This is a genomic window from Achromobacter sp. SD115 (genome assembly GCF_017355315.1).
GTDB classification, from domain to species: Bacteria; Pseudomonadota; Gammaproteobacteria; order Burkholderiales; family Burkholderiaceae_B; genus Achromobacter; species Achromobacter xylosoxidans_B.
Genome location: NZ_JADIJM010000017.1, coordinates 20,586 through 43,417, shown reverse-complemented (window position 1 = coordinate 43,417; position 22,832 = coordinate 20,586). Strand labels below are relative to the sequence as shown.

The 22,832-nt window shown below is 66.9% G+C and carries 21 protein-coding genes; 13 read left to right on the top strand and 8 right to left on the bottom strand.

Features of this window, described 5'->3' with window-relative positions; genetic code table 11:
- Nucleotides 1–5: 5 nt before the first annotated feature.
- Nucleotides 6–926: a DMT family transporter gene (locus IPU70_RS22110; RefSeq protein WP_207470359.1), complete on the bottom strand. Its 921-nt coding sequence runs from the start codon at nucleotides 924–926 to the stop codon at nucleotides 6–8.
- 99 nt (nucleotides 927–1,025) lie between these two features.
- Between IPU70_RS22110 and IPU70_RS22105 the strand changes: the two genes are divergently transcribed.
- Complete coding sequence (locus IPU70_RS22105) at nucleotides 1,026–1,823, top strand: helix-turn-helix transcriptional regulator (RefSeq protein ID WP_207470357.1); 798 nt, start codon at nucleotides 1,026–1,028, stop codon at nucleotides 1,821–1,823.
- A gap of 137 nt (nucleotides 1,824–1,960) precedes the next feature.
- Nucleotides 1,961–2,494, top strand: a complete 534-nt coding sequence (locus IPU70_RS22100) for a hypothetical protein (RefSeq protein ID WP_207470355.1) — start codon at nucleotides 1,961–1,963, stop codon at nucleotides 2,492–2,494.
- Between the two features lie 60 nt (nucleotides 2,495–2,554).
- Here the strand turns inward: IPU70_RS22100 and IPU70_RS22095 are convergent, their stop codons facing one another.
- From IPU70_RS22095 to IPU70_RS22065, 7 genes are all read right to left on the bottom strand, one after another.
- Nucleotides 2,555–3,550, bottom strand: coding sequence for an ABC transporter ATP-binding protein (locus tag IPU70_RS22095; RefSeq protein ID WP_013391704.1), 996 nt, complete (start codon nucleotides 3,548–3,550; stop codon nucleotides 2,555–2,557).
- Nucleotides 3,547–4,527: an ABC transporter ATP-binding protein gene (locus IPU70_RS22090; protein WP_207470354.1), complete on the bottom strand. Its 981-nt coding sequence runs from the start codon at nucleotides 4,525–4,527 to the stop codon at nucleotides 3,547–3,549. The genes IPU70_RS22095 and IPU70_RS22090 overlap by 4 nt, the downstream gene beginning before the upstream one ends.
- A 7-nt stretch (nucleotides 4,528–4,534) precedes the next feature.
- Nucleotides 4,535–5,449, bottom strand: a complete 915-nt coding sequence (locus tag IPU70_RS22085; protein WP_207470346.1) for an ABC transporter permease — start codon at nucleotides 5,447–5,449, stop codon at nucleotides 4,535–4,537.
- The gene (locus IPU70_RS22080) at nucleotides 5,449–6,438 is read right to left on the bottom strand and encodes an ABC transporter permease (RefSeq protein ID WP_013391701.1); all 990 of its coding nucleotides are present in this window, start codon (nucleotides 6,436–6,438) and stop codon (nucleotides 5,449–5,451) included. Before IPU70_RS22080 ends, IPU70_RS22085 begins: the two co-directional genes overlap by 1 nt.
- 84 nt (nucleotides 6,439–6,522) lie before the next feature.
- Nucleotides 6,523–8,094, bottom strand: coding sequence for an ABC transporter substrate-binding protein (locus tag IPU70_RS22075; RefSeq protein ID WP_207470344.1), 1,572 nt, complete (start codon nucleotides 8,092–8,094; stop codon nucleotides 6,523–6,525).
- A gap of 187 nt (nucleotides 8,095–8,281) precedes the next feature.
- Nucleotides 8,282–8,779: a MarR family winged helix-turn-helix transcriptional regulator gene (locus IPU70_RS22070; protein ID WP_207470342.1), complete on the bottom strand. Its 498-nt coding sequence runs from the start codon at nucleotides 8,777–8,779 to the stop codon at nucleotides 8,282–8,284.
- Between the two features lie 201 nt (nucleotides 8,780–8,980).
- Entirely contained in the window at nucleotides 8,981–9,169 is a 189-nt protein-coding gene (locus IPU70_RS22065) for a hypothetical protein (RefSeq protein WP_207470340.1), read from the bottom strand.
- On the opposite strand from IPU70_RS22065, the gene IPU70_RS22060 reads away from it, so the two are divergent.
- The 11 genes from IPU70_RS22060 (at nucleotide 9,150) to IPU70_RS22010 (ending at nucleotide 22,749) form a co-directional block, all read left to right on the top strand.
- Nucleotides 9,150–11,372 carry an indolepyruvate ferredoxin oxidoreductase subunit alpha gene (locus tag IPU70_RS22060; protein WP_207470338.1) on the top strand — a complete coding sequence of 741 codons (2,223 nt, stop codon included), beginning with the start codon at nucleotides 9,150–9,152 and terminating at the stop codon, nucleotides 11,370–11,372. The two genes, IPU70_RS22065 and IPU70_RS22060, sit on opposite strands and share 20 nt — an antisense overlap.
- Nucleotides 11,373–11,385: 13 nt before the next feature.
- Complete coding sequence (locus IPU70_RS22055; protein ID WP_207470337.1) at nucleotides 11,386–12,930, top strand: indolepyruvate oxidoreductase subunit beta family protein; 1,545 nt, start codon at nucleotides 11,386–11,388, stop codon at nucleotides 12,928–12,930.
- 26 nt (nucleotides 12,931–12,956) lie between these two features.
- The gene (locus IPU70_RS22050) at nucleotides 12,957–13,934 is read left to right on the top strand and encodes a PDR/VanB family oxidoreductase (RefSeq protein ID WP_207470335.1); all 978 of its coding nucleotides are present in this window, start codon (nucleotides 12,957–12,959) and stop codon (nucleotides 13,932–13,934) included.
- 22 nt (nucleotides 13,935–13,956) lie between these two features.
- On the top strand, nucleotides 13,957–15,276 hold the full coding sequence (locus IPU70_RS22045; RefSeq protein ID WP_207470333.1) for an aromatic ring-hydroxylating dioxygenase subunit alpha: 1,320 nt from the start codon (nucleotides 13,957–13,959) through the stop codon (nucleotides 15,274–15,276).
- Nucleotides 15,273–15,764, top strand: coding sequence for an aromatic-ring-hydroxylating dioxygenase subunit beta (locus IPU70_RS22040; protein ID WP_207470326.1), 492 nt, complete (start codon nucleotides 15,273–15,275; stop codon nucleotides 15,762–15,764). The genes IPU70_RS22045 and IPU70_RS22040 overlap by 4 nt, the downstream gene beginning before the upstream one ends.
- Nucleotides 15,765–15,773: 9 nt before the next feature.
- The gene (locus IPU70_RS22035; protein ID WP_207470324.1) at nucleotides 15,774–17,408 is read left to right on the top strand and encodes an AMP-binding protein; all 1,635 of its coding nucleotides are present in this window, start codon (nucleotides 15,774–15,776) and stop codon (nucleotides 17,406–17,408) included.
- The gene (locus IPU70_RS22030; RefSeq protein ID WP_207470322.1) at nucleotides 17,405–18,574 is read left to right on the top strand and encodes a thiolase family protein; all 1,170 of its coding nucleotides are present in this window, start codon (nucleotides 17,405–17,407) and stop codon (nucleotides 18,572–18,574) included. The genes IPU70_RS22035 and IPU70_RS22030 overlap by 4 nt, the downstream gene beginning before the upstream one ends.
- Nucleotides 18,571–19,812, top strand: a complete 1,242-nt coding sequence (locus tag IPU70_RS22025; protein WP_207470320.1) for an SDR family NAD(P)-dependent oxidoreductase — start codon at nucleotides 18,571–18,573, stop codon at nucleotides 19,810–19,812. The genes IPU70_RS22030 and IPU70_RS22025 overlap by 4 nt, the downstream gene beginning before the upstream one ends.
- A 45-nt stretch (nucleotides 19,813–19,857) precedes the next feature.
- Nucleotides 19,858–20,643 (top strand): cyclase family protein, encoded by a 786-nt coding sequence (locus IPU70_RS22020; RefSeq protein WP_207470314.1) that lies wholly within the window; start codon nucleotides 19,858–19,860, stop codon nucleotides 20,641–20,643.
- Nucleotides 20,644–20,693: 50 nt separating this feature from the next.
- Nucleotides 20,694–21,422 carry an SDR family NAD(P)-dependent oxidoreductase gene (locus tag IPU70_RS22015; protein WP_207470312.1) on the top strand — a complete coding sequence of 243 codons (729 nt, stop codon included), beginning with the start codon at nucleotides 20,694–20,696 and terminating at the stop codon, nucleotides 21,420–21,422.
- Between the two features lie 175 nt (nucleotides 21,423–21,597).
- Entirely contained in the window at nucleotides 21,598–22,749 is a 1,152-nt protein-coding gene (locus IPU70_RS22010; RefSeq protein ID WP_207470309.1) for an ABC transporter substrate-binding protein, read from the top strand.
- Nucleotides 22,750–22,832 lie beyond the last annotated feature (83 nt).

Below are 22,832 nucleotides of genomic sequence, written 5' to 3'. Positions count from 1 at the left end.
GGCCGTCAGGCGACCTTGGGCCGCGCCGTCCGGGCCCCTGTACCCGTCTGCGCCAGCATCACCCCGGCCAGCGCCATCGCGCCGCCGACGATGTGGAACAGGTGGGGTTTTTCGTCCAGAAACACGGCCGCGATCGCCACCGTGGCCACCGGCATGACATTCAGGAAAATGCTGGCGCGGTTGGGTCCCAGGTGCTTCACGCCCTGCATCCACAGGAAGGGCGCGAACAGCGACGGAAACACCGCCGCGTACAGCACCAGCGGCAGGTTGTCGCCATTGAGCGGCGACGGCGGCGCCATCAGGAAGGCCGGTAGCTGGAACAGCACGCCGAAAGCCACCTGCACATACAGCGACTGCCACGGCCCCACGGGCAAGGCCCAGCGGCGCAGTAGCACCCCATACAACGCATAGGCCAACGCGCCTATGCCCATCAGCAGGTCGCCGCGGTTGGCGCCCACTTCCAGCAGGCGCGCGGGGTCGCCCTCGCCGATCAGCAGGGCCAGGCCCGCCAGCGACAGCAGGCCGCCCAGCATGGCCATGACCGAGGGCAGTTCGCGCAGCAACAGCGCCACCACCGCTATGGTCATCAGCGGAATCATCGCGGTGATGATGCCCATATTGGTGGCCGTGGTGCTGGCCGCCGCCACATAGGCCAGGCCCTGGTACAGCGCCATGCCCAACCCGCCCAGCACCGCAAGCTTGGGCAGGTTCGCCAGGATCTGGCGGCGCTGCGCCCAGACGCCCGGCAGCACGAAGGGCGTCAGCGCCACGCCGGCCAGGGCCCAGCGGTAGAAGCCGATGGCGGCCGGCGCGATGGCGCTGGCCGCCATCTTGGTGACGATCATGTTGACCGACCAGATCAGGGCCGCCAGCAGCGGGTACAGCAGGTAACGGGCGGGAATATGCGGGGTGGAGACGCGCGTCATGGGGGCAATGCACAGGCAAGAAGAAGAGGAGAGCAGTGTAGGTTCTGTCCGACTTGATGTATATAATGAAAAACAGACAAAACCAAACGAAGTTCCGACATGTCCGCCGCCGACTCCGCGCCCGCGCTGGCCAGCCACCTGCCCTACCCGCTGGCCTGCCGCATCCTGCATTTCACGCCGAATTCCCGCATGAAGCGCCACAGCTCGCCCTGGGCGGAACTGAACCTCGCCATCTCCGGCATCATGGAAATCGGCATAGGCGACATCACCTATCTGTCGCCGCCGCAGTACGCCATCTGGATACCGCCGCATGTCGAGCATTGCTGCCAGAACGAGGGCGAGGTGCACTACGCCTGCATCGACATCCCCGCCGCGGCCTGTGCCGGCCTGCCCAAGGAACCGTGCACGCTGGAGATCAGCCCGGTCATGCGCGCCATCCTGGGCGACTTCGAGCGGCGCGGCATCAGCTATCCGGATACGCCGGAAGACCGGCGCATGGCGCAGATCGTCATCGATCAGATCCGCCAGGCGCGGGCCTACGCCAGCTACCTGCCCGCCACCGCCGACCCGGTGCTGGCGCCCATCCTGTCAGCGCTGCAGCACAGCCCGGGCGACAAGCGCGGCGCCGCGCACTGGGCCGCCACCGCGAACATCACTGAACGCACGCTGCTGCGCCACTGCCAGCAGCACCTGGGCATGTCGTTCAATGAATGGCGCCTGAGGCTGCGCGTGGTCAGCGCCCTGGGCATGCTGGACGCGGGCCGGCCGGTACAGTCCGTGGCGCGCGAACTGGGCTACAGCACGCCCTCGGCCTTCATCGCCATGTTCCAACGGCTCACCGGCGAATCGCCCGACAATGCGCGCAGGCGCAGCCAGGGCGGCGCGCCCGCGCCATGACCCCGGGAAACCGCGTCATCCAAGCGCCTGATGCAAGGCGCGGCCGATCGCGAGACAATACGGCTGTAGCCAGGGCCTGTAGCAGGCCCGTATCTTGCCGTGCCGTCGCGGCTTCATCGCGCCCAGGAACCCTCTTCATGTCTGCCTCCGCCACTCCTCCCGCCTCCTTGACCCATTTCAGTACCGCCGAACTGGACATGCTGGCCAAGACCGCCGACGCCTTGAGCGCCTATCTGGGCAAGCCCGTGCTGGCCGAAGTGGTGCTGGGCGATGACGGCACCGAATGGGTGACCTTTGGCGTGCCCATGGATGAAAACGCCAAGCCCGACGAAGACCAGACCCATGTGCAGCTGGGCGGCCCCGGCGCCCGCCTGCTGGGCAACCGCGGCGGCCTGCCCCAGTCCGATGACGACACCTACGACTGCCTTTACCTCTGGGCCGTCGAGATCTCGCTGAACGAAGGCGAGCGCTTCATCAAGCTGGACCACGACGGCGAAGAGTCCGCCTGGTCCGACAATCTGGAAGACGTGCTGCCGTTCGCCCTGACCGAAGAGCCCGTGCCGGCGGACCCGGACGCGGAGGATGACGAAGATGAGGAAGATGAGGACGATGAGGACGAGGCGGACGGCCACGACCACGATCACCCTCACGACCACAACCACCGCCACTGAAGCGGCGCCGGACGGCGCGTTGCGGCTGGCCTGGCGCCAGGCAACCGCGCCGTCCACGGATCAGACGGAGATCCGCCCTTCCTGCACGGCGTGGCAGGCCACCACCGACACTCCCGCCGCCATCGCCGCTGGCGCCTCGGCCTTGCAGCGCTCATTCGCATGCGGGCAGCGCGGATGGAAGGTGCAGCCTGAAGGCGGGTTCAAGGGATTGGGCACTTCGCCCGCCACCGCGGTGCGCGGCTTGCCCGCGCCGTTGATGTCGGGAATGGCTTCCAGCAGCATGCGCGTGTACGGATGGCGCGGCCGCGCGAACAACTCGTCGCGCGGCGCCACTTCCACCATGCGGCCCAGGTACATCACCCCTACCCGGTCGGCCACGTGGTGCACCACCGCCAGGTTGTGGGAAATAAACAGATAGGTCAGCCCCAGGTTGCGCTGCAGGTCCTTCATCAGGTTCAGCACCTGCGCCTGCACCGACACGTCCAGCGCCGAGGTCGGCTCGTCGCACACCAGGAACTCGGGATTCACCGCCAGCGCGCGCGCAATCGAAATGCGCTGCCGCTGGCCGCCTGAAAACTGGTGCGGATAGCGGCCCTGGTCGGCCGGATCCAGGCCCACCTGCTTGAGCAGTTCGCCCACGCGCGCGCTGCGCTCGTCGGCCGTCATGGCGGTGTGGGTCAGCATGGGCTCGGCGATGATGCGGCCCACGCGCCAGCGCGGATTCAGGCTGGCATAGGGATCCTGGAAGATCATCTGCAGGCGCTTGCGCAGGGCGCGGCCGCCCGGCTCCGACATGCGCGACAAGGGCTGTCCGTCAAAACGTATGTCGCCGCGGGTCAGGCCGTACAGGCCCACCAGCATGCGCGCCACGGTCGACTTGCCGCAGCCCGACTCGCCCACCAGCGCCAGCGTTTCGCCGCGCGCGATCTCGAACGAGACCCCGTCCACGGCACGCAGCATCACGCGCGGCTTGCCCGCGAGCTTGCGCTCCAGCCACGGCGGCGACACATCGAACCAGCGCGCGGCGTCCTTTACTTCTACCAAGGGCGTCGTCATGCGGCCACCTTATCGTTGTTGTCGTGCAGCCAACAGGCCGCGCGCGAGGTGCCGGCCGCCATCAGCTCCGGCCGCTCCACGCCGCAGCGCGGCAAACGCTGGCCGCAGCGCGGATTGAAGGCGCAGCCCGGCGGAATGGCGTTCAGGCGCGGCATGCTGCCGTCGATCTGCACCAGCCGCTCGGAATGTCCCTCCAGCGACGGGATCGATCCCATCAGCCCCGTCGTATAGGGATGGCGCGGCTTGTGGATCACATCCGCCACCGGGCCGATCTCGGCCACGCGGCCCGCGTACATTACTGCGACGCGGTCGGCGGTCTCGGCAATCACGCCCATGTCGTGCGTGATCAGCATCACGGCGGTGCCGTTCTCGCGGCACAGGCGCTTGAGCAGCTCGATGATCTGCGCCTGGATCGACACGTCCAGCGCGGTCGTGGGTTCGTCCGCCACCACCAGCTTGGGTTCGGCCGCCAGGGCCAGCGCGATCACCACGCGCTGGCGCATGCCGCCGGAAAACTGGTGCGGATAGTGATCGATGCGCTCGCGCGCGGCCGGGATGCCGGTCGATGCCAGTAATTCCACCGCGCGGTTGCGCGCCTGGGCCCAACTCAGGTCCAGGTGGGTCACGATGGTTTCCGCCAACTGCCGGCCCACCGTGTACAGCGGATTCAGCGAGGTCAGCGGGTCCTGGAACACGGCCCCGATCTCGCGGCCGCGCACGCGGCGCATCTGCTCGTCGGGCAGATTGTCGATGCGGCGGCCCGCCAGCAGGATCTCGCCCGCGGCGATGCGCCCGGGGGGCTCCAGCAGACCGATGATGGATGCGCCGGTCAAGGATTTGCCGGCGCCGGATTCGCCCACTACGCCCAGGACTTCGCCAGCCTGGATGGAAAACGACACGTCGTCCAGGGCGCGCAGCGTGCCGCGGCGCGTAGGGAACTCCACGCGCAGATTGCGGACTTCTAGTAATGCGCTCATGTAAACCTCAATTCAGGCGGGGGTTAAGCGCATCGCGCAGCCAGTCGCCCAGCAGGTTGACCGACAGCACCAGCAGCACCAACGCCGCGCCCGGGAAGATGGTGATCCACCATTCCCCTGAAAACAGGAAGTCGTTGCCGATGCGGATCAGCGTGCCCAGCGACGGCGCCGTCGGCGGCACCCCCACGCCCAGGAACGACAGCGTCGCTTCGGTGATGATGGCCGTGGCCAGATGCACCGTGGCCAGCACCAGCACCGGTCCCAGCACATTGGGCAGCACGTGGCGGAACATGATGACGGGCGAGGCCACGCCGATCACGCGCGCCGCCTGCACGTACTCGCGGTTCTTCTCCACCAGGGTGGAGCCGCGCACCGTGCGCGCGTACTGCGGCCAACCCGCCAGCGCGATCGCGCCGATCAGCACCGGGAACGCGATCAGCTCGTGCAGTTCGCGCGGCACCGCCGCCCGCGCCACGCCGTCGATCAGCAGCGCAATCAGGATCGCGGGGAACGACAGCTGCACATCGGCGATACGCATGATGAAGGCGTCGATGCGCCCGCCCGCGTAGCCCGAGATCAGCCCCAGCACGATGCCGATCAGCATGGACAGCAGCACCGAAGCCAGGCCGATCAAGAGCGACACGCGAGTGCCGTACAGGATGGCCGAGTACAGGTCGCGGCCCTGGCTGTCGGTACCCAGCAGATAGGTCGGCAGGCCGTTGGCCTCCCAGGCCGGCGGCAGCAGCGCGTCCAGCAGTTCCACCTTGGTCAGGTCGAACGGGTTGTGCGGCGCCACCCAGCCGGCCCCGAAGGAGCCGATCAGCAGCAGCGCCAGCATCACGGTGGCGATGATGGCCACGGGCGCCCGGCGCCAAGCCCAGGCGATGTCGCTGTCCCACAAGCGTTTGAGTACGGCGCGCATCAGTGAGCCCCCCCGCCGCGGGTCAGCCCGGAACGCAGGCGCGGGTCCACGACAAAATACAAAAGATCGACGATCAGGTTGATCACCACGAATACCAGCGCGATCAGGCACAGGTAGGCCGCCATGACAGGCACATCGGCGAACTGCACCGCCTGGATGAACAGCAACCCCATGCCCGGCCACTGGAACACGGTTTCCGTGACGATGGCAAAGGCGATGATGCCGCCCAGCTGCAGGCCGGTAATGGTGATGACCGGCACCATCGTGTTCTTCAGCGCATGGCCGAAGTGGATGGCGCGGCGCTTCAGGCCGCGGGCGCGGGCGAACTTGATGTAGTCCGAACGCAGCACCTCCAGCATCTCCGAACGCACCAGCCGCAGCACCAGGGTCATCTGGAACAGCGACAAGGTGATGGACGGCAGGATCAGGTGCTTCCAGCCCGTGGCGGTGAATAGTCCCGAGGACCACCAGCCCACGCTGACGGTGTCGCCCCGCCCGTAGCTGGGCAGCCAGCCCAGCTGCACGGAGAACACCAGGATCAGCAGGATGCCGATCAGGAAGGTGGGCAGCGACACGCCCAGCAAGGAGCCCGCCAGCAACAGCTGCGACACCAGGCTGTTGCGCTTGAGCGCGGTGTACACGCCCAGCGGCACGCCCACCAGCAATGCCAGCAAGGCAGCCACCATCGACAGCTCCAGCGTGGCTGGCAGGCGGGATTTCAGCAGGGTGGAAACGGGTTCGCTCTGGCGCAGGGAGATGCCGAAATTGCCCTGCAGGGCGTTGGCCACGAAATGGCCGAATTGGACGATGGCGGGCTCGTTCAGCCCCAGGCGCTCACGCAGTTCGATGCGCTCGGCATCGGTGGCGTCCTGTCCCAGCATGATGGTGACAGGGTCGCCGACGTATTGAAAAAGCACAAAGGCCAGTAGCGCGACGGTGAGCATCACCGCTACGGCCTGCAACAGGCGACGCAGTATGAAAGCAAACATAGGCGGAAAAGGCGTAACAGCGAAAGCCCGCCGGCCTGTTCAGCATGAACAGGCCGACGGGCTGCGCCGTTTGATTAGCCTGGATCAGTCAACCTTGACCCAATCGGCAACGAGGCGATTGTCGGCACGGTGGACGACCGTGACGTTCTTGCGCATGGCCCAGGGAATGACCTGGTCGTGCAGCGGGATGTGGCCGAAGTCCTTGGCGTGCCCTTGCAGCACGGTGATGATGTCGGCGTCGCGCTTGGCCGGATCGGTCTCGGTCTTGATCCGGTCGATGATGACGTCCAGTTCCTTGTTGCTGTAGTTGCCCAGGTTGTACATGCCGTCCGCGCCCTCGCCCTTGGTGCGGATCAGGTTCTGCAGCGTGTACATGGCGTCGAACGTGGGCACGCCCCAGCCGAACAGGAAGGCGCTGGTGTCGAACGACTGCACCTTGGGGAAATAGGTGGAGCGCGGCATGGCGTTCATGGTGGCCTTGACGCCGACCTTGGCCCACATGCCGACGACCGCCTGGCAGATGGCTTCGTCGTTGATATAGCGGTTGTTCGGGCAATCCAGCGTGAAGTTCAGCGTGCCGTCATAGCCGGCTTCCTTCAGCAGGGCGCGCGACTTTTCCGGATCGTAGGGCACGCGTGCCTGCAGGGTCTGGGCCCAGCCATGCACCTGCGGCGCGATCATCGTGCCGGTGGGCGCGGACAGGCCGCGCATCACGGCGCGCTTGATCGCGTCCACGTCGATGGCGCGGTACAGCGCTTCGCGCACGCGGATATCCTGGAACGGGTTCTTGCCCTTGATGTTGGAGTACTGGAGTTCCGGACGCTTCTGGTCCAGGCCCAGGTAGATGGTGCGGTACTCGTTGCCTTCCACCACCTTGGCCGACTGGCGCAAGCGCTCCAGGTCCTGGGCCGCCGGATCCAGCACGAAGTCGATTTCGCCCGACAGCAGCGCCGCGGTGCGCGTGGCGTTCTGCTTGATCGGCGTGAACACGACCTCGGTCACGTTGCCGACCTTGCCGGCCTTGTTCCACCAGTCTTTGTTTTCCTCGAACACCGTGCGCACGTCCACTTCGCGCGACTTCAGCTTGTAGGGGCCGGTGCCGTTGGTGTTGCGCGCGGCGTAGGTCTCTTCCTTGTTGACGAAGTCCTGCGGCTTGGCGGCGTTGTTCTTTTCCGACCAGGCCTTGTTCATGATGAACACGTTGGTCAGCTGGCGCAGCAGCACGGGGTTGGGCGCCGACGTTTCGATCTCGACCGTCAGGTCGTCGATCTTGCGCGCTTCCTTGATGCCGGTGGTGTAGGCCTTGTAGTTCGAGGTGGGCGCCATGGCGCGGTGGATCGAGAACACCACGTCGTCGGCGGTAAAGGCGGCGCCGTCGTGGAACTTCACGCCGGGGCGCAGCTTGAAGCGGTACAGCGTGGGCGACACCTGCTCCCATTCCGTGGCCAGGCGCGGGTTGATCTTGAAGGACTTGTCGTAGTCCACCAGCGGTTCGTAGACATAGCTGTTGGCGGCGATCGTCATGCCTTCGTTCTGCGAGTGCGGATCGAAGGTGAGGATGTCGCCCTGGGCGGCCCAGCGGAAGGTCTTGGCCTGCCCGATCGTGGGCAAGGCGACGGCGGCGGCGATCGCGATAGCAATCAAAGTGCGGCGCATAGGTTCAACTCCTGACTGTAGTCTGAATACCGGCGCGATATTGCCTAGCCGCAAGACCTCCGTCAATTGAGGGTTTATGCGTACCGTAGGGGGTTTTCACAGAGGGAAAACCTATTGGGGACACATAAGCTTGTAACAAAATAATCGAAGTAAACAGCGTTGGGTACGGCTGGCCGCGCCTACCCGGCTATTCCTCGTCCGGCACCGACAGTTCCAGCGGCACGTGCTCCGTCATCAGTACCTCGAGCATGTCGATCAGCATCGCGGCTTTTTCCTCGCCGAAAGGCGCGAGCACGGCCTTCTGGTGCTGCAAGGCCTGATCGCACAACGCCGCGATCAGATTGCTGCCCTTGGTGGTGATGCAGACCCGGGTCTGGCGCCGGTCCGCGCGCACGCCAGTGCGCGCCACCAGGCCTTCGGCCTCCATGCGCTGTACCACCTTGCTCAAGGTCGGCTGCTTGGTGATGGCCAGCACCGCCAGCATGCCTATGGTTTCGCCCGGGCTGCCCTGCAGGCTGGCCAGCACCCGCCATTCGGTCACCGACAGGCCGGCCGCTTTCACCTGCAGATGGAATTCCGCAGAAATGCGCTGGCTGGCCTGCGCCAGCAGATAGGCCAGGTAACCATCGACGAAGCGGGCCTTGTGCGCCGCCGCGTCCGTGTCCCGCTGCTTGTCCAACCGCATGTTGCTTTGCTCCCACGCACCGGAATCCAGGGCCTGCGCCGGCCCGACGAAATGCGCATTGCACCACGCTGGCGCAACCACGCGCCATGATGTGCCGCAATGCTGTCGCGCAGCACAGGGTATACCCGGAATCGCAACCCGTTTTTGCACCATCGAAGCGCCTGAATCGCGCTGCGAACTAGAGAACAACGAGTATATACGTCATTGTTTTAGCGTGATATTTTTTGTTTTCCATGAAATTTCATCTTTTTTGTTGACAGCTAAAACGTTGACTCCTAAAGTATTTTTAAGACGAGTTTTTCCTGACGTGACGATGCTGCGCAGCAGCAACCATTGAGGACCCGCAGGCCGGGCCGCGAAGGAGTGCCAGATGGCTGAAAGGTCTTTCAAAAAAGAAGTCCAGCAATTGCGCATCGGCGCGGGCGAAGAGTTCCGCGGAGAAGGCATTCTTGCGGTCACCAAGGCCTTGCTGCAGTCCGGCGTGGGCTACGTCGCGGGTTACCAGGGTTCGCCGATCTCGCACTTGATGGACGTGCTGGCCGACGCCAACGACATCCTCCAGGAACTGGGCGTGCACTTCGAGGCCAGCGCCTCCGAAGCCACGGCGGCGGCCACGCTGGCCGCCTCGGTCATGTACCCCATCCGCGGCGCCGTCACCTGGAAATCCACGGTAGGCACCAACGTCGCGTCCGACGCGCTGGCCAACCTGGCTTCCGGCGGCGTCACGGGCGGCTCGCTGGTGATCGTGGGCGAGGACTACGGCGAAGGCTCGTCCATCATGCAGGAACGCTCGCATGCGTTCGCCATGAAGTCGCAGATCTGGCTGCTGGATCCGCGCCCCAACCTGGAAAGCATGGTCAAGGCCGTGGAAGACGGCTTCGAGCTGTCCGAGGCCAGCAAGACGCCCGTGATGCTGCAGCTGCGCATCCGCGGCTGCCACGTGCACGGCCGCTTCATCGCCAAGGAAAACAAGCGACCCGCCTTCTCGCTGGCGCAGGCGCTGGAAAGCCCGGCGCGCGACACCAGCCGCATCGTGCTGCCGCCGGCCTCCTTCCTGCATGAGCAGGAAAAGATCAAGGAGCGCTGGCCCGCCGCCATCCGCTACATCAAGGAACACAAGCTCAATGAGCACTTCGACGGCGACCAGGACGATATCGGACTGATCCTGCAAGGCGGCCTCTACAACGGCGTGATCCGCGCCCTGCAACTGCTGGGCCTGGCCGACAACTTCGGCAACAGCCGCATCCCGCTGTACGTCATGAACGTGACCTACCCCGTCATCGAGGACGAGGTCATAGCCTTCTGCCGCGGCAAGCGCGCCGTGCTGCTGCTGGAAGAAGGCCAGCCGGACTACATCGAACAGAACCTGCACGCCGTGCTGCGCCGCGCCGGCATCGACACCAAGCTGTCCGGCAAGGACGTGCTGCCGATGGCGGGCGAATACACCACCCAGGTCATGCGCGACGGCCTGCGCGAATTCCTCAAGCGGCAGCGCCCGGAATCGCTGCAGACGCATCCCGCCGCCGCGGCCGATGCCGAAGCCGCCGCCAGCCAGCTCCAGATCACCGAGGTGGCGCGCCCCAAGCCCGCCCGTCCGGTCGAACAGCCCATCACCTTCCACAAGCACGTCGAGGGCCTGGCCGCCGTGGTGCCGCCACGCCCCGCCGGCTTCTGTACGGGCTGTCCGGAACGGCCGATCTTCTCGGCCCTGACCCTGGCGCAGGAAACGCTGGGCCAGCACCACATCTCCTGCGACATCGGCTGCCACCTGTTCTCCATCCTGCCGCCGTTCAACCTGGGCGCCACCACCATGGGCTACGGCCTGGGCGCCTCCAGCGCGGCGGCCTTCAACGTGCCCGCCGCCAAGCGCCCCATCTCCATCATGGGCGACGGCGGCTTCTGGCATAACGGGCTGTCCTCGGGCATCGGCAACGCGGTGTTCAACAAATACGACGGCGTCATCGTCATCGTCGACAACTTCTACGCCTCGGCCACGGGCGGCCAGGACATCCTGTCCTCCCGCGCGGAAAATCCGGACCGCTCCACCAACAACCCCATCGACCAGGCCGTGCGCGGCGTGGGCGTGAAATGGGTGCGCACGCTGGACCGCACCTATGACGTGGCCAAGGTGCGCGCCACCATCGAAGAGGCGCTGACCACCGACATCAAGGGCCCCAAGGTCATCATCGCGCAGTCCGAATGCATGCTGAACAAGCAGCGCCGCATCAAGCCGCTGTTCAACAAGGCGGTCAAGGAAGGCAAGCGCGTGGTGAAGGAACGCTTCGGCGTGGACCCGGACGTCTGCACCGGCGACCACGCCTGCATCCGCCTGTCGGGCTGCCCCTCGCTGACGGTCAAGGACAGCGGCGACCCCTTGAAGGAAGACCCGGTGGCGCACGTGGAAAGCAGCTGCGTGGGCTGCGGCAATTGCGGCGAAGTCGCCCATGCCGCGGTGCTCTGCCCGTCCTTCTACCGCGCCGACATCGTCCACAACCCGACCGGCCGCGACCGCTTCCTGGCGCGCATGCGCACCGCCGTCATCGGCTTCCTGCAACGCCGCCGCGCCGCGCGCCTGGCCCACTACGCCCTCTGAGGACAACCGTTCCATGAACCCGGCCGCTATGCAACAAGCCAACCCGATCAAGATCGCCATCCTGGCCATGGGCGGCCAGGGCGGCGGCGTACTGGCCGACTGGATCGTCGACATGGCCGAGCACGCCGGCTGGTGGGCCCAGACCACGTCGGTGCCGGGCGTGGCCCAGCGCACCGGCGCCACCATTTATTACCTGGAGCTGCTGCCCGAATCGGAGGTGCAACGCGCCGGACGGCAACCCGCCCTGGCGCTGATGCCGACCCCGGGCGACGTCGACCTGGTGGTCGCCGCCGAACTGATGGAAGGCGGCCGCGCCATCCAGCGCGGCCTAGTCACGCCGGAACGCACGGTGCTGCTGACTTCTTCCCACCGCAGCTACGCGGTCAGCGAAAAATCCGCGCCCGGCAACGGTATCGCCGATCCGAACAAAGTGCTGGAAGCCGGCCGCGCCGCGGCCAAGCGCTTCCTCTGCTTCGACCTGCAGGATCTGGCCGACCGCGCCGGCAGCGTCATCAGCGCCAGCCTGTTCGGCGCGGTGGCCGGCAGCGGCGCCCTGCCGTTCTCGCGCGACGATTTCGAAGCCACGGTGCGCCGTGCCGGACTGGGGGTGGAAGCGAGCCTGCGCGCCTTCGCGCTGGGCTACGAATCCGCCGACCAGGCGCCCGCACAGCCTGCCCCCATCGATCTGGCGCGCCCCGTGCCGGCCGTGCCCGAACGCGCCGCCAGCCCCAAGGCGCAGGCCCTGCTGGATACGATCAAACACGACTTCCCCGCCTGTGCCCAGCCCATGCTGACTGCGGGCGTGCGCCGCCAGATCGAATTCCAGGACCTGGCCTACGCCACCGAATACCTGCGCCGCATGAAGGTCATCCGCGACCTGGACGCCGCCCACGGCGGCGAGGCCCGGCAATGGGCGCTGACCTGTGCCGCCGCGCGCTACGTGGCCACGGCCATGGCCTACGACGACGTGATCCGCGTCGCCGACCTGAAGACCCGCGCCACCCGCTTTGACCGCGTGCGCCAGGAAGTGGGCGCGCGTCCGGACCAGCTGGTCTACACCACGGAATTCATGCACCCGCGCCTGGAAGAGATCTGCGGCACCTTGCCCGCCGGGCTGGGCCGCTGGCTCGAAGGCTCCAAGGCCTTCGGCGGCTTCGTCGAGCGCCGCCTGGGTCATGGCCGCCGCATGCAGAGCGGCACGCTGGGCGGCTTCCTGATGCTGTACACGCTGGCCGGCATGCGGCGCTTCCGCCGCAGCACGCTGCGCCACCAGGCCGAAGCCGCCGGCCTGGTGCAGTGGCTGGACCTGATCGCCCGGCTGGCCCCGCGCGACTACGCGCTGGCCGTCGAAACCGTGAATTGCCGCCGCCTGGTCAAGGGCTATAGCGACACGCATGTGCGCGGCGGCGGCAAGTACCGCCAACTGCTCGCCGCGGCGGAACAGCTGGCCGGCCGGCCCGACGCCGCCGAAACGCTGCGCGCGCTGCGCGAAACCGCGCTGGCCAACGAAAAATGCGGCCCCATGGAACGCCAGCTGGCTGACAAGCTGGCGGCCTGAGACAAGTCAAGATAGGGACAAACGCCGTGCAGACACTGAAACTCATCGTCCGGGAAGTCCGGCAGGAATCGCCGCTGATCCGTTCGTTCCGGCTGGCGCGCGAGGACGCCGGCCCCCTGCCCGCCTTCGGACCGGGCGCGCATCTGAAGGTGACGGTGCCGGGCCTGCGCGAGCCGCGCTGCTATTCGCTGGTGCAACTGGCGCCCGAGGCCGGCAAGTTCGCCCAGCCGGCGGAATACCGGCTCGGCGTGCGCCTGGAAGAAACCAGCCAGGGCGGATCGCGCCACATGCACGCGCTGGCCGAGGGCGACACGCTCACGGTCGAAGGCCCGAAGAACGATTTCCCGCTGCACGAATCGCCCGCCGGCGACGAGCCGGTGGTGCTGATCGCCGGCGGCATCGGCATCACGCCGGTGGCTTCCATGGCAGCCGCGCTCAAGGCCGCCGGCCGCGCCTTCCATCTGCACTATTGCGGCCGCAGCAAGGACCAGTTGGCCTTCCTGCCCGAGCTGCAGGCCCTGGCCGGAGACAGCCTGAGCCTGCACGCCGACGACGATCCGTCCTGTCGCTTCGACCTGCAGGCGCTGCTGGAATCGTCATCGCCGCGCCAGCACCTGTACGTCTGCGGCCCCAAGGGCCTGATCGACGCCGTCATCCAGGGCGCCCACGCGCGCCACTGGCCCGATGCCCATATCCATTTCGAGCTCTTCGCCACCGCTGCGCCGCAGGCCGGCGACCAGCCCTTCGAGGTCGAGCTGCGCCAATCCGGCCGGGTGCTGACCATCCCCGCCGACAAGACCATCATCGACGTCATGGAAGAAGAAGGCTGCGACCCGATGTACGACTGCAAGCGCGGCGAATGCGGCGTCTGCCAGGCCACGGTGCTGGAAGGCGAACCCGACCACCGCGACTACTACCTCTCGGACACCGAGAAGGCCAGCGGCAAGATCATCCAGATCTGCATCTCGCGCGCGAAATCGGCGCGCCTGGTGCTGGACCTGTAGCCCGACGCAAGGAAGCGCCACCATGGCCAAATACCGCGACAATCCCGACGCCATCCGCGCCCTGCTGCGCGACACCGAGGTGCACAAGGACCTGTTCATCGACCAGGAGCTGTTCGAGCTGGAGATGGAACGCCTGTACGCCAACACCTGGGTCTATGTCGGCCACGACAGCCAGGTCCCCAACCCGGGCGACTACGTCACCACCACGGTCGGCAACCAGCCGGTGGTGATGGTGCGCCACAGCGACCGTTCGGTGCGGGTGCTGCACAACCGCTGCCCGCACAAGGGCACCATGGTGGCGGGCGATGCCTGCGGCAACACCGGCAAGTTCTTCCGCTGCCCCTATCACGCCTGGACTTTCAAGACCGACGGCAGCCTGCTGTCCATCCCGCTGAAAAAGGGCTACGAGAACACCGGCCTGGAAAACTGCGAAGCCAGCCAGGGCATGGCCGCCGTCAAGGACGTGAAGAACCATCGCGGCTTCGTGTTCTGCCGCCTGAACCCGGAAGGCCAGTCCTTCGAGGACTTCTTCGGCGAGTCGCTGTCCACCCTGGACAACATGGTCGACCGTTCCCCCGAGGGTCGGCTGGAAGTCGCTGGTGGCGTGCTGCGCTACATGCACCGCTGCAACTGGAAGATGCTGGTCGACAACCAGACCGACACCTGCCACCCGATGGTGGCGCACGAATCTTCCGCAGGCACGGCCGTCAAGGTCTGGGAACAGGCGCCGGAAGGCACGCCCAAGCCCATGGCGGTGGAACTGTTCGCGCCCTTCATCTCGCCCTATGAATTCTTCGAGAACATGGGCATACGCGTGTGGGAGAACGGCCACGGCCATACCGGCGTGGCGGATTCCATCCATGCCTCGTACTCCGGCGTGCCGGGCTACTGGGACTCCATGGTCGCCGCCTACGGCGAAGAGCGCGCCAAGCAGATCCTGGGCGACGTACGCCACAACACCGTGTACTTCCCCAACATCATGGTCAAGGGCCCGATCCAGACGCTGCGCATCTTCAAGCCGATCGCCGCGGACCGCACCCTGGTGGAGTCCTGGACCTTCCGCCTGGTGGGCGCGCCCGACCTGCTGCTGGAACGCACGCTCATGTACAACCGCCTGATCAACGCGCCGACCTCGGTGGTCGGCCACGACGACCTGGAAATGTACGAACGCGCGCAGGACGGCCTGCAATCGCGCGCGCGGGACTGGGTCAACGTGGGCCGGCTGTACTCGCCCGATGAAGTCGGCCAGAAAAACGTCACCACCAATGGCACCAATGAATGGCAGATGCGCAACCAGTACCGCGCATGGGGCCGCTACATGACCGGACCGGAGTCGGTATGAGCGCAAGCGACCGCGAGTTGATCGATTTTGTCTACACCGAGGCGCGCATGCTGGACGAGCTGCGCTTCGAGGACTGGCTGAACCTGTATACCGAGGACGGCTATTACTGGATGCCGCTGGCTCACGGCCAGGCCGATCCCAAGCTGCACGCCTCGCTGATGTACGAAGACAAGCTGCTGCTGCGCGTGCGCGTCGAACGCCTGGCGGGCCAGCGCACTTTCTCGCAGCAGCCCAAGAGCCGCTGCCATCACCTGCTGCAGGCGCCCACGGTGGAACACGGCCATCCCGACGCCGCGCCCGCTGAAGGCCGCCACGTGGTGCGCACCGCCTTCCATTACGTCGAAACGCGGCAGGATGCGCAGACGCTGTACGCGGGCTGGGCCACCCACCACCTGGTGGAACAGGATGGTGCCTTGCGCATCCGCCTGAAACGCGTCGACCTCGTCAACTGCGATTCGGCCTTCGGCAATATCCAATTGTTCATGTAGGAGCGGCTTGTGAGCACCACGGTCCATCAGGCATTCCGCGACACCGCGGCCCGCTACGGCGCCCAGCCCTTTCTGTGCATCCTGCCGGAAACGGCGCAGGCCTACGGCATCGCCGCCGGCGAACTGAGCTACGCCCAGGCCGACGCGGCCATCGAAACCCTGCGCGCGGCCTATGCCCGCGCCGGCTACGGCCACGGCCACCGCGCCGGCCTGCTGCTGGAGAACCGCCCCGCCTTCTTCCTGCACTGGTTCGCGCTGAACGCGCTGGGCGTGTCGGTGGTGCCCATCAACCCCGATCTGCGCGCAGCGGAACTGGAATACCTGACGGGGCATTCCGAGATCGCTTTGGCCGTTGCCCTGCCCGAACGCCACGCCGACCTGCTGGCCGCCGCGCAGCGCGCCGGCCGCGAACTGCGCGTGATGGGACCGGACGATGCGCCGCCCGCCGCGCCCTTTGCCGCACCGCTGGCGGACAGAGAACCCGATGTCCTGAGCGAATGCGCCCTGCTCTACACGTCCGGCACCACCGGACGGCCCAAGGGCTGCATCCTGCCCAACCGCTATTTCCTGCACGCCGGCGGCTGGTACGCCCGCATCGGCGGCCTGTGCGAACTGCGCCCCGGCCAGGAACGCATGCTGACGCCGCTGCCTCTGGTCCACATGAACGCCATGGCGTATTCGGCCATGGCCATGGTGCTGACCGGCGGCTGCCTGATCCCGCTGGACCGCTTCCATCCCAAGACCTGGTGGGACAGCGTGCGCGACTCCGGCGCGACGGTGTTGCACTACCTGGGCGTCATGCCCGCCATCCTGATGAAGGCCGAACCCTCCGCACGGGACAAGCAGCCTGCCATCCGCTTCGGCTTCGGCGCCGGCGTGGACCGCAAGCTGCACCAACCCTTTGAAGAGCGCTTCGGCTTTCCGCTGCTGGAAGCCTGGGCCATGACCGAGACCGGCGCCGGCGCGGTCATCATCGCCAACCACGAACCGCGCCACATCGGCAGCAGCTGCTTCGGCCGCGAGGAAGACGACGTGCTGGTGCGCATCGTCGCCGACACCGGCGCCGAGGCCGCGGCGGGCGAACCGGGCGAACTGCTGGTGCGCCATGCCGGCGAAGATCCCCGCTACGGCTTCTTTGCCGGCTATCTGAAGGACGAGGAAGCCACTTCCCAAGCCTGGGAAGACGGCTGGTTCCATACCGGCGATATCGTGCGCCGCGATGCCGACGGCGCGCTGCGCTTCGTGGACCGCAAGAAGAACGTCATCCGCCGCAGCGGCGAAAACATCTCCGCGGTGGAGGTGGAAAGCGTGCTGTTGCAGCATCCGCTGGTCAAGGCCGTGGCGGTCGCCGCCGTGCCCGACGCGGTGCGCGGCGACGAGGTGCTGGCCTGCGTGGTGCCCGAGAGCCTGCCGGCCGAGGGCGACGCCATGGAGCAGGCCGCGCGCAGCATCGTGCAATGGAGCCTGGAACAGCTGGCCTATTACAAAGCGCCCGGCTATGTCGCCTTCGTCGACAGCCTGCCGCTGACCACCACCAACAAGATCCAGCGCGGCGAAATGAAAGCCCTGGCGCCCACGCTGCCCGGCACGGCCCGCTGCGTGGACACCGGCCACATGAAGAAACGCCAGGAGCCCGCGCGATGAGCCGCCTCGGCTACGACGGCGTGGTGGCGGCCCTGCCCGTCACGATTCCGTACGAACGCTATTCCACCCATGCCGCCCACTGGTGGCTGGGACGAGCGCTGGGCGCGCTGATCCGGCAGGCCGGCATCGCCAAGACCGACGTGGACGGGCTCTGCGTGTCCAGCTTCACCCTGGCGCCCGACACCGCCGTCGGCCTGGTGCAGCACCTGGGCATGAGCCCGCGCTGGCTGGACCACATCCCCATGGGCGGCGCCAGCGGCGTGGCGGCCTTGCGTCGCGCGGCCCGCGCGGTGCAAGCGGGCGATGCAAGCATCGTGGCCTGCATCGCGGGCGACACCAACCACGTGGACTCGTTCCGCAACACCGTCAGCCAGTTCTCGCGCTTCGCCCAGGACGCGGTCTATCCGTATGGCGCGGGCGGCCCCAACGCCAGCTTCGCGCTGCTGACCGCCAACTACATGCGCACGACCGGCGCCACCCGCGAAGACTTCGGCAAGCTGTGCGTGGCGCAGCGCGACAACGCCCTGCGCTATCCGCACGCGCTGATGAAAAAGCCGCTGACCTTGGCCCAGTACCTGGACGCCCGCGTCATCACCGACCCGATCCATCTGTTCGATTGCGTGATGCCCTGCGCCGGGGCCGACGGCTTCCTGGTCATGAGCGAGGAGCGGGCGCGCGCCCTGAACCTGCCCTACGCGCGCATTCTCTCCACCATCGAACGCCACAACGCCTGGATCGAAGACCCGATCCAGACGCGCGGCGGCTGGACCATGGACCTGGACGAGCTATATGGCCAGGCCAACTCGCAGCCTGCCGACATGGATTTCCTGCAGGCCTATGACGACTATCCAGTCATCAATCTGATGCAGATGGAAGACCTGGGCTTCTGCCAGAAAGGCGCAGCTCCCGACTTCGTGCGCAACAACACCTTCACCGTGGACGGCAGCTTTCCCTTCAATACCAATGGCGGTCAGCTGTCGGTGGGTCAGGCCGGCGCCGCCGGCGGCTATCTGGGACTGATCGAAGCACTGCGCCAGCTGAGCGGCACGGCCGGTGGCACGCAGGTGGCTGATGCCCGCCTAGGCATGGTCAGCGGCTTCGGCATGATCAATTACGACCGCGGCCTGTGCACCGCCGCGGCCATCCTGGCTAGGAGCGACGCATGACCGAACCCTTGGCCAAGCCGCCCCGCAAAAATCCGATCGCCCGCACCCGCCAGCCGACCCTGCCGCCGGGCTGGCGCAGCCGTAGCGCGCTGGGGCTGACCGCCGCCGCGGCCGAGGGCCGCTTCGACCTGCAGACCTGCGCCGATTGCGGCGCGGTCCAGTACCCGCCGCGCGAAGTCTGCGGCCACTGCCTGTCCGAGCGCTTGCCCTGGCGCCCCGCCGATCCGAGCGGCGTGCTGCTGGTCAGTACCACCCTGCATCACAGCAACGACCTGTATTTCCGCGAACGCCTGCCCTGGCGCGTGGGCACGGTGCGCATGACCGCCGGCCCCTCGGTGGTGGCGCACGTGCACCAGGACTGCGCCGACGGCGCCCGCGTGCGCCTGGCGCTGAAGCTGGACCGCAGCGGCCAGGCCGTGATGATCGCCCTGCCTGAAAGGAACACGCCGAACATGGAAGACGACAAGACCCTGCGCGAAACCTCGTGCGATCCGAAATTCCGCCGCGCGCTGGTCACCGACGGCAAGTCGGCGGTGGGCCAGGCCGTGGCGCGCGCCCTGCTGGACGCTGGCTGCCCGAGCGTGTTCCTGGGCGACCCGCAAGCCTGGAAGCGCGACGCCGCCTACGACGCGCTGGCGGCCGACCCGCGCGTGCAGGCGGTGGTGCTGGACGTGACCGATACCGATTCGGTCGAACGCGTCGCCGCCTCCATCGGCGGCAAGGTCGAGATCCTGGTCAACACCGCCGACCTGGAACGCGAAGGCGGCCTGCTGAACCGCAAGGACGTGAACACGGCGCGCGACGCCATGGACGTGAACGTGCTGGGGCTGATGCGCCTGGCGCAGAGCTTCGGCCCGGCGCTGTGCGGCCGCGCCGCGGACGGCGTCAACAGCGCCACGGCCTGGGTCAACGTGCTGTCGATCTACGCCCACATGAACCTGCCCTCGCGCGGCATGTGGTCGGCATCCAAGGCGGCCGCGCTGTCCCTGGCGCAATGCCTGCGCGCCGAGATGCGCGGCGCGGGCGTGCGGGTAGTGAACGTGTTCCCCGGACCGGTGGATCACGAATGGGAGCAGCGCACGCCGCCCCCGCGCGTGGCGCCTGCGGCGATCGCCGCCGCCATTGTGCGCGCATTGAAGGAAGGCATCGAGGACGTCTATGTCGGCGATGTCGCGCAGGAATTCCGCGCCCGGCTGGCGGAAAACCCCAAGGGACTGGAACGGGAGCTGGGAGCCTGACGGCCCGCCCCGCTTCGACAACGCACGAACCTAGAGGAACAGCACATGAGCCAAAACATTCTTGCCCAATTCATGGCCGAACTGATGTCCGGCCGCATCCGCGTGGTGGACCTGACCGAGACGCTGACGCCGGAGTTCCCGACCATCGTGCTGCCGCCGGAATTCGGCCAGGCCTGGCCGTTCCGCATCGAGGAAATCTCGCGCTACGACGAACGCGGCCCGGCCTGGTACTGGAACAACTTCTCGTGCTCCGAGCATACCGGCACCCACTTCGACGCGCCGGCCCACTGGGTCACGGGCAAGGACCAGCCTGACAACACCGTCGACACCATTCCGGTCGAGGCCTTCATCGCCAGCGCCTGCGTCATCGACTGCTCGGCCGAATCCCGCGACAACCCCGACTTCCTGCTGACCGTGGACTTCGTGAAGAAATGGGAAGAGCGGCACGGCCGCATCCCCGCGCGTTCCTGGGTACTGATGCGCACCGACTGGTCCAAGCGCGCCAAGCCCGCCGACTACCTGAACCTGCAGGAAGACGGCGCGCACTCGCCCGGCCCCGATGCCGAGGTGGTGCCCTGGCTGATCAAGGAGCGCGACGTGCACGGCTTCGGCACCGAGTCGGTCGGCACCGATGCGGGCCAGGCGCAGCACCTGGATCCCCCCTATCCCTGCCACTACTACATGCACGGCAACAACCGCTACGGCCTGCAATGCATGACCAACCTGGACCAGTTGCCGCCCACCGGCGCGGTGATCTTCTCGGCGCCGCTCAAGATCCGCAGCGGCTCGGGCAGCCCGCTGCGCGTGCTGGCGCTGGCGCCCAAGACCTGAGCCGGCCGCGCCTGAGCCGGCCGCACCACAACGACAACAGGGGGAATTCCATGACGCATACCAACGTCGCCATCGTCACCGGCGGCAGCGCCGGCATCGGCGCCGAAATCTGCCGCAGCATGCTGGACGCGGGCTACGAAGTGATTTCCATGGCGCGCCGCGCCGCCGACTTCAGCCACCCGCGCCTCCATAACATGCAGGTGGATCTGCTGGACGCCGAGGCCACCGCGCAGGCGGGCGCCGAAGCCGCCGCCAGGTTTCCCATCAGCCACGTCATCCACAACGCCGGCGTCATCTGGCCCAACCTGCTGCCGCAGGTCACGCAGGAAGAACTGCACGGCCTGACGCAGATCCACCTGGGCGCCGCCATCAGCTTGGTGCAGGCCGCCCTGCCCGGCATGCAGGAACGCAAGTTCGGCCGCATCGTGATGATGTCCTCGCGCGGCGCTTTGGGCCTGCCGACCCGCACGGCGTATTCGGCCACCAAGGCCGGCATGGTGGGCATGGCGCGCACCTGGTCGCTGGAGCTGGCGCCCTATGGCATCACGGTCAACGTAGTAGCCCCAGGCCCGATCCAGACCGATATGTTCTACGAGGTGATCGAGCCCGGCAGCGAACGCGAAAAGCAGCTGGCCGCCGGCATCCCGGTCAAGCGCCTGGGCCGTTCGGACGACGTGGCGCGCGCCGTCATGTTCTTCTCGGATCCGGCCAACAGCTTCGTCACCGGCCAGACGCTGTTCGTCTGCGGCGGCGCCAGCGTCAGCTCCATCACCATCTGAACACGCTTCGGGTTTTGACGGATAGGTAAGCACTGCGGACCGGGTCTACAGTGCGAGCCTGCGCACAGAAAGTTTAAGCAACAAGTATTAGAGCAAACCAAGCAAGCACAGAAGCACCCGTTTTCTCCGTTTTCCAGCCGCACCCCCACCCTGCTCCCTATCCGGAGGTTTTGCCATGCTGTCGAAGAAACTCCCCCTGGCCGCTGCCGCCGCGGTAGCCGCGCTGTTCGCCCTGCCCGCCCTGGCCCAGGTCAAGGTCGGCGTCGTCACCTCGTCCACCGGCCCCACGGCCCTGGTCGGCATTCCCCAGAAGAACACCGTGCCGCTGCTGCCGAAGAAAATCGGCGACCTGACCGTGGAATACATCTCGCTGGATGACGCCAGCGATTCCACCAACTCGGTGACGGCCTTCAAGAAGCTGATCTCGGAGCAGAACGTGGACGCGCTGATCGGGCCGTCGGGTTCGCCCAACGCCATGGGCGTGATCCAGTTCGCGGCCGAGGCCGGCGTGCCGATGCTGGCGCCGGTGGGCACCGCCGCGGTCGTGCTGCCCATGAACGAGCAGAAGAAGTGGGTCTTCAAGACCACCCAGAACGACGACATCATCGCGCGCGCGCTGGTCGACCACATGGCCAAGACCGGCATCAAGACAGTCGGCTTCATCGGCCTGAACGATCCCTACGGCGAGAACTGGTCCAAGGTCTTCGCGGGCCTGGCCGCTGAAAAGGGCATCAAGATCACGGCCAACGAGCGTTACCTGCGCTTCGACAGTTCGGTCACCGGCCAAGCGCTGAAGATCCTGGCCGCCAAGCCGGACGCCGTGCTGGTGGCCGCCCCCGGCGCCGCCAGCGTACTGCCGCAGACCACCCTGTTCGATCAGGGCTACAAGGGCAAGTTCTACCAGACCCACGGCGCGGCCCTGCCCGACTTCCTGAAGCTGGGCGGCAAGAAGGTCGAAGGCACGGTGCTGGCCGCCAGCCTGATGCTGGTGCTGCCGGAAATGCCGGACAGCAACCCGTCCAAGAAGGTCGCCGCCGACTACATCGCCGCCTACGAAAAGCTCAACGGCTCCAAGCCCGCCACCTTCGGCGCCAACGTCTACGACGCCGGCCTGCTGCTGCAACAGGCCGTGCCGATCGCCGAGAAGGCCGGCAAGCCGGGCACCAAGGAGTTCCGCAACGCGCTGCGCGATGCGCTGGAACAGACCAAGGAGCTGGTCGGCACCCAGGGCGTCTACAACATGACGGCCGCCGACCACAGCGGCTTCGACGACCGCGGCCGCGAACTCATCACCGTCAAGGACGGCGCCTGGACGCTGGTGAAATAGTCCCCCCCCCGAAGCGCTGCGCGCTTCCCCCCCTGGGGGGCATGCCTGCGGACCGGCGGAGCCCGGCTCCGCGGCATCCCGCT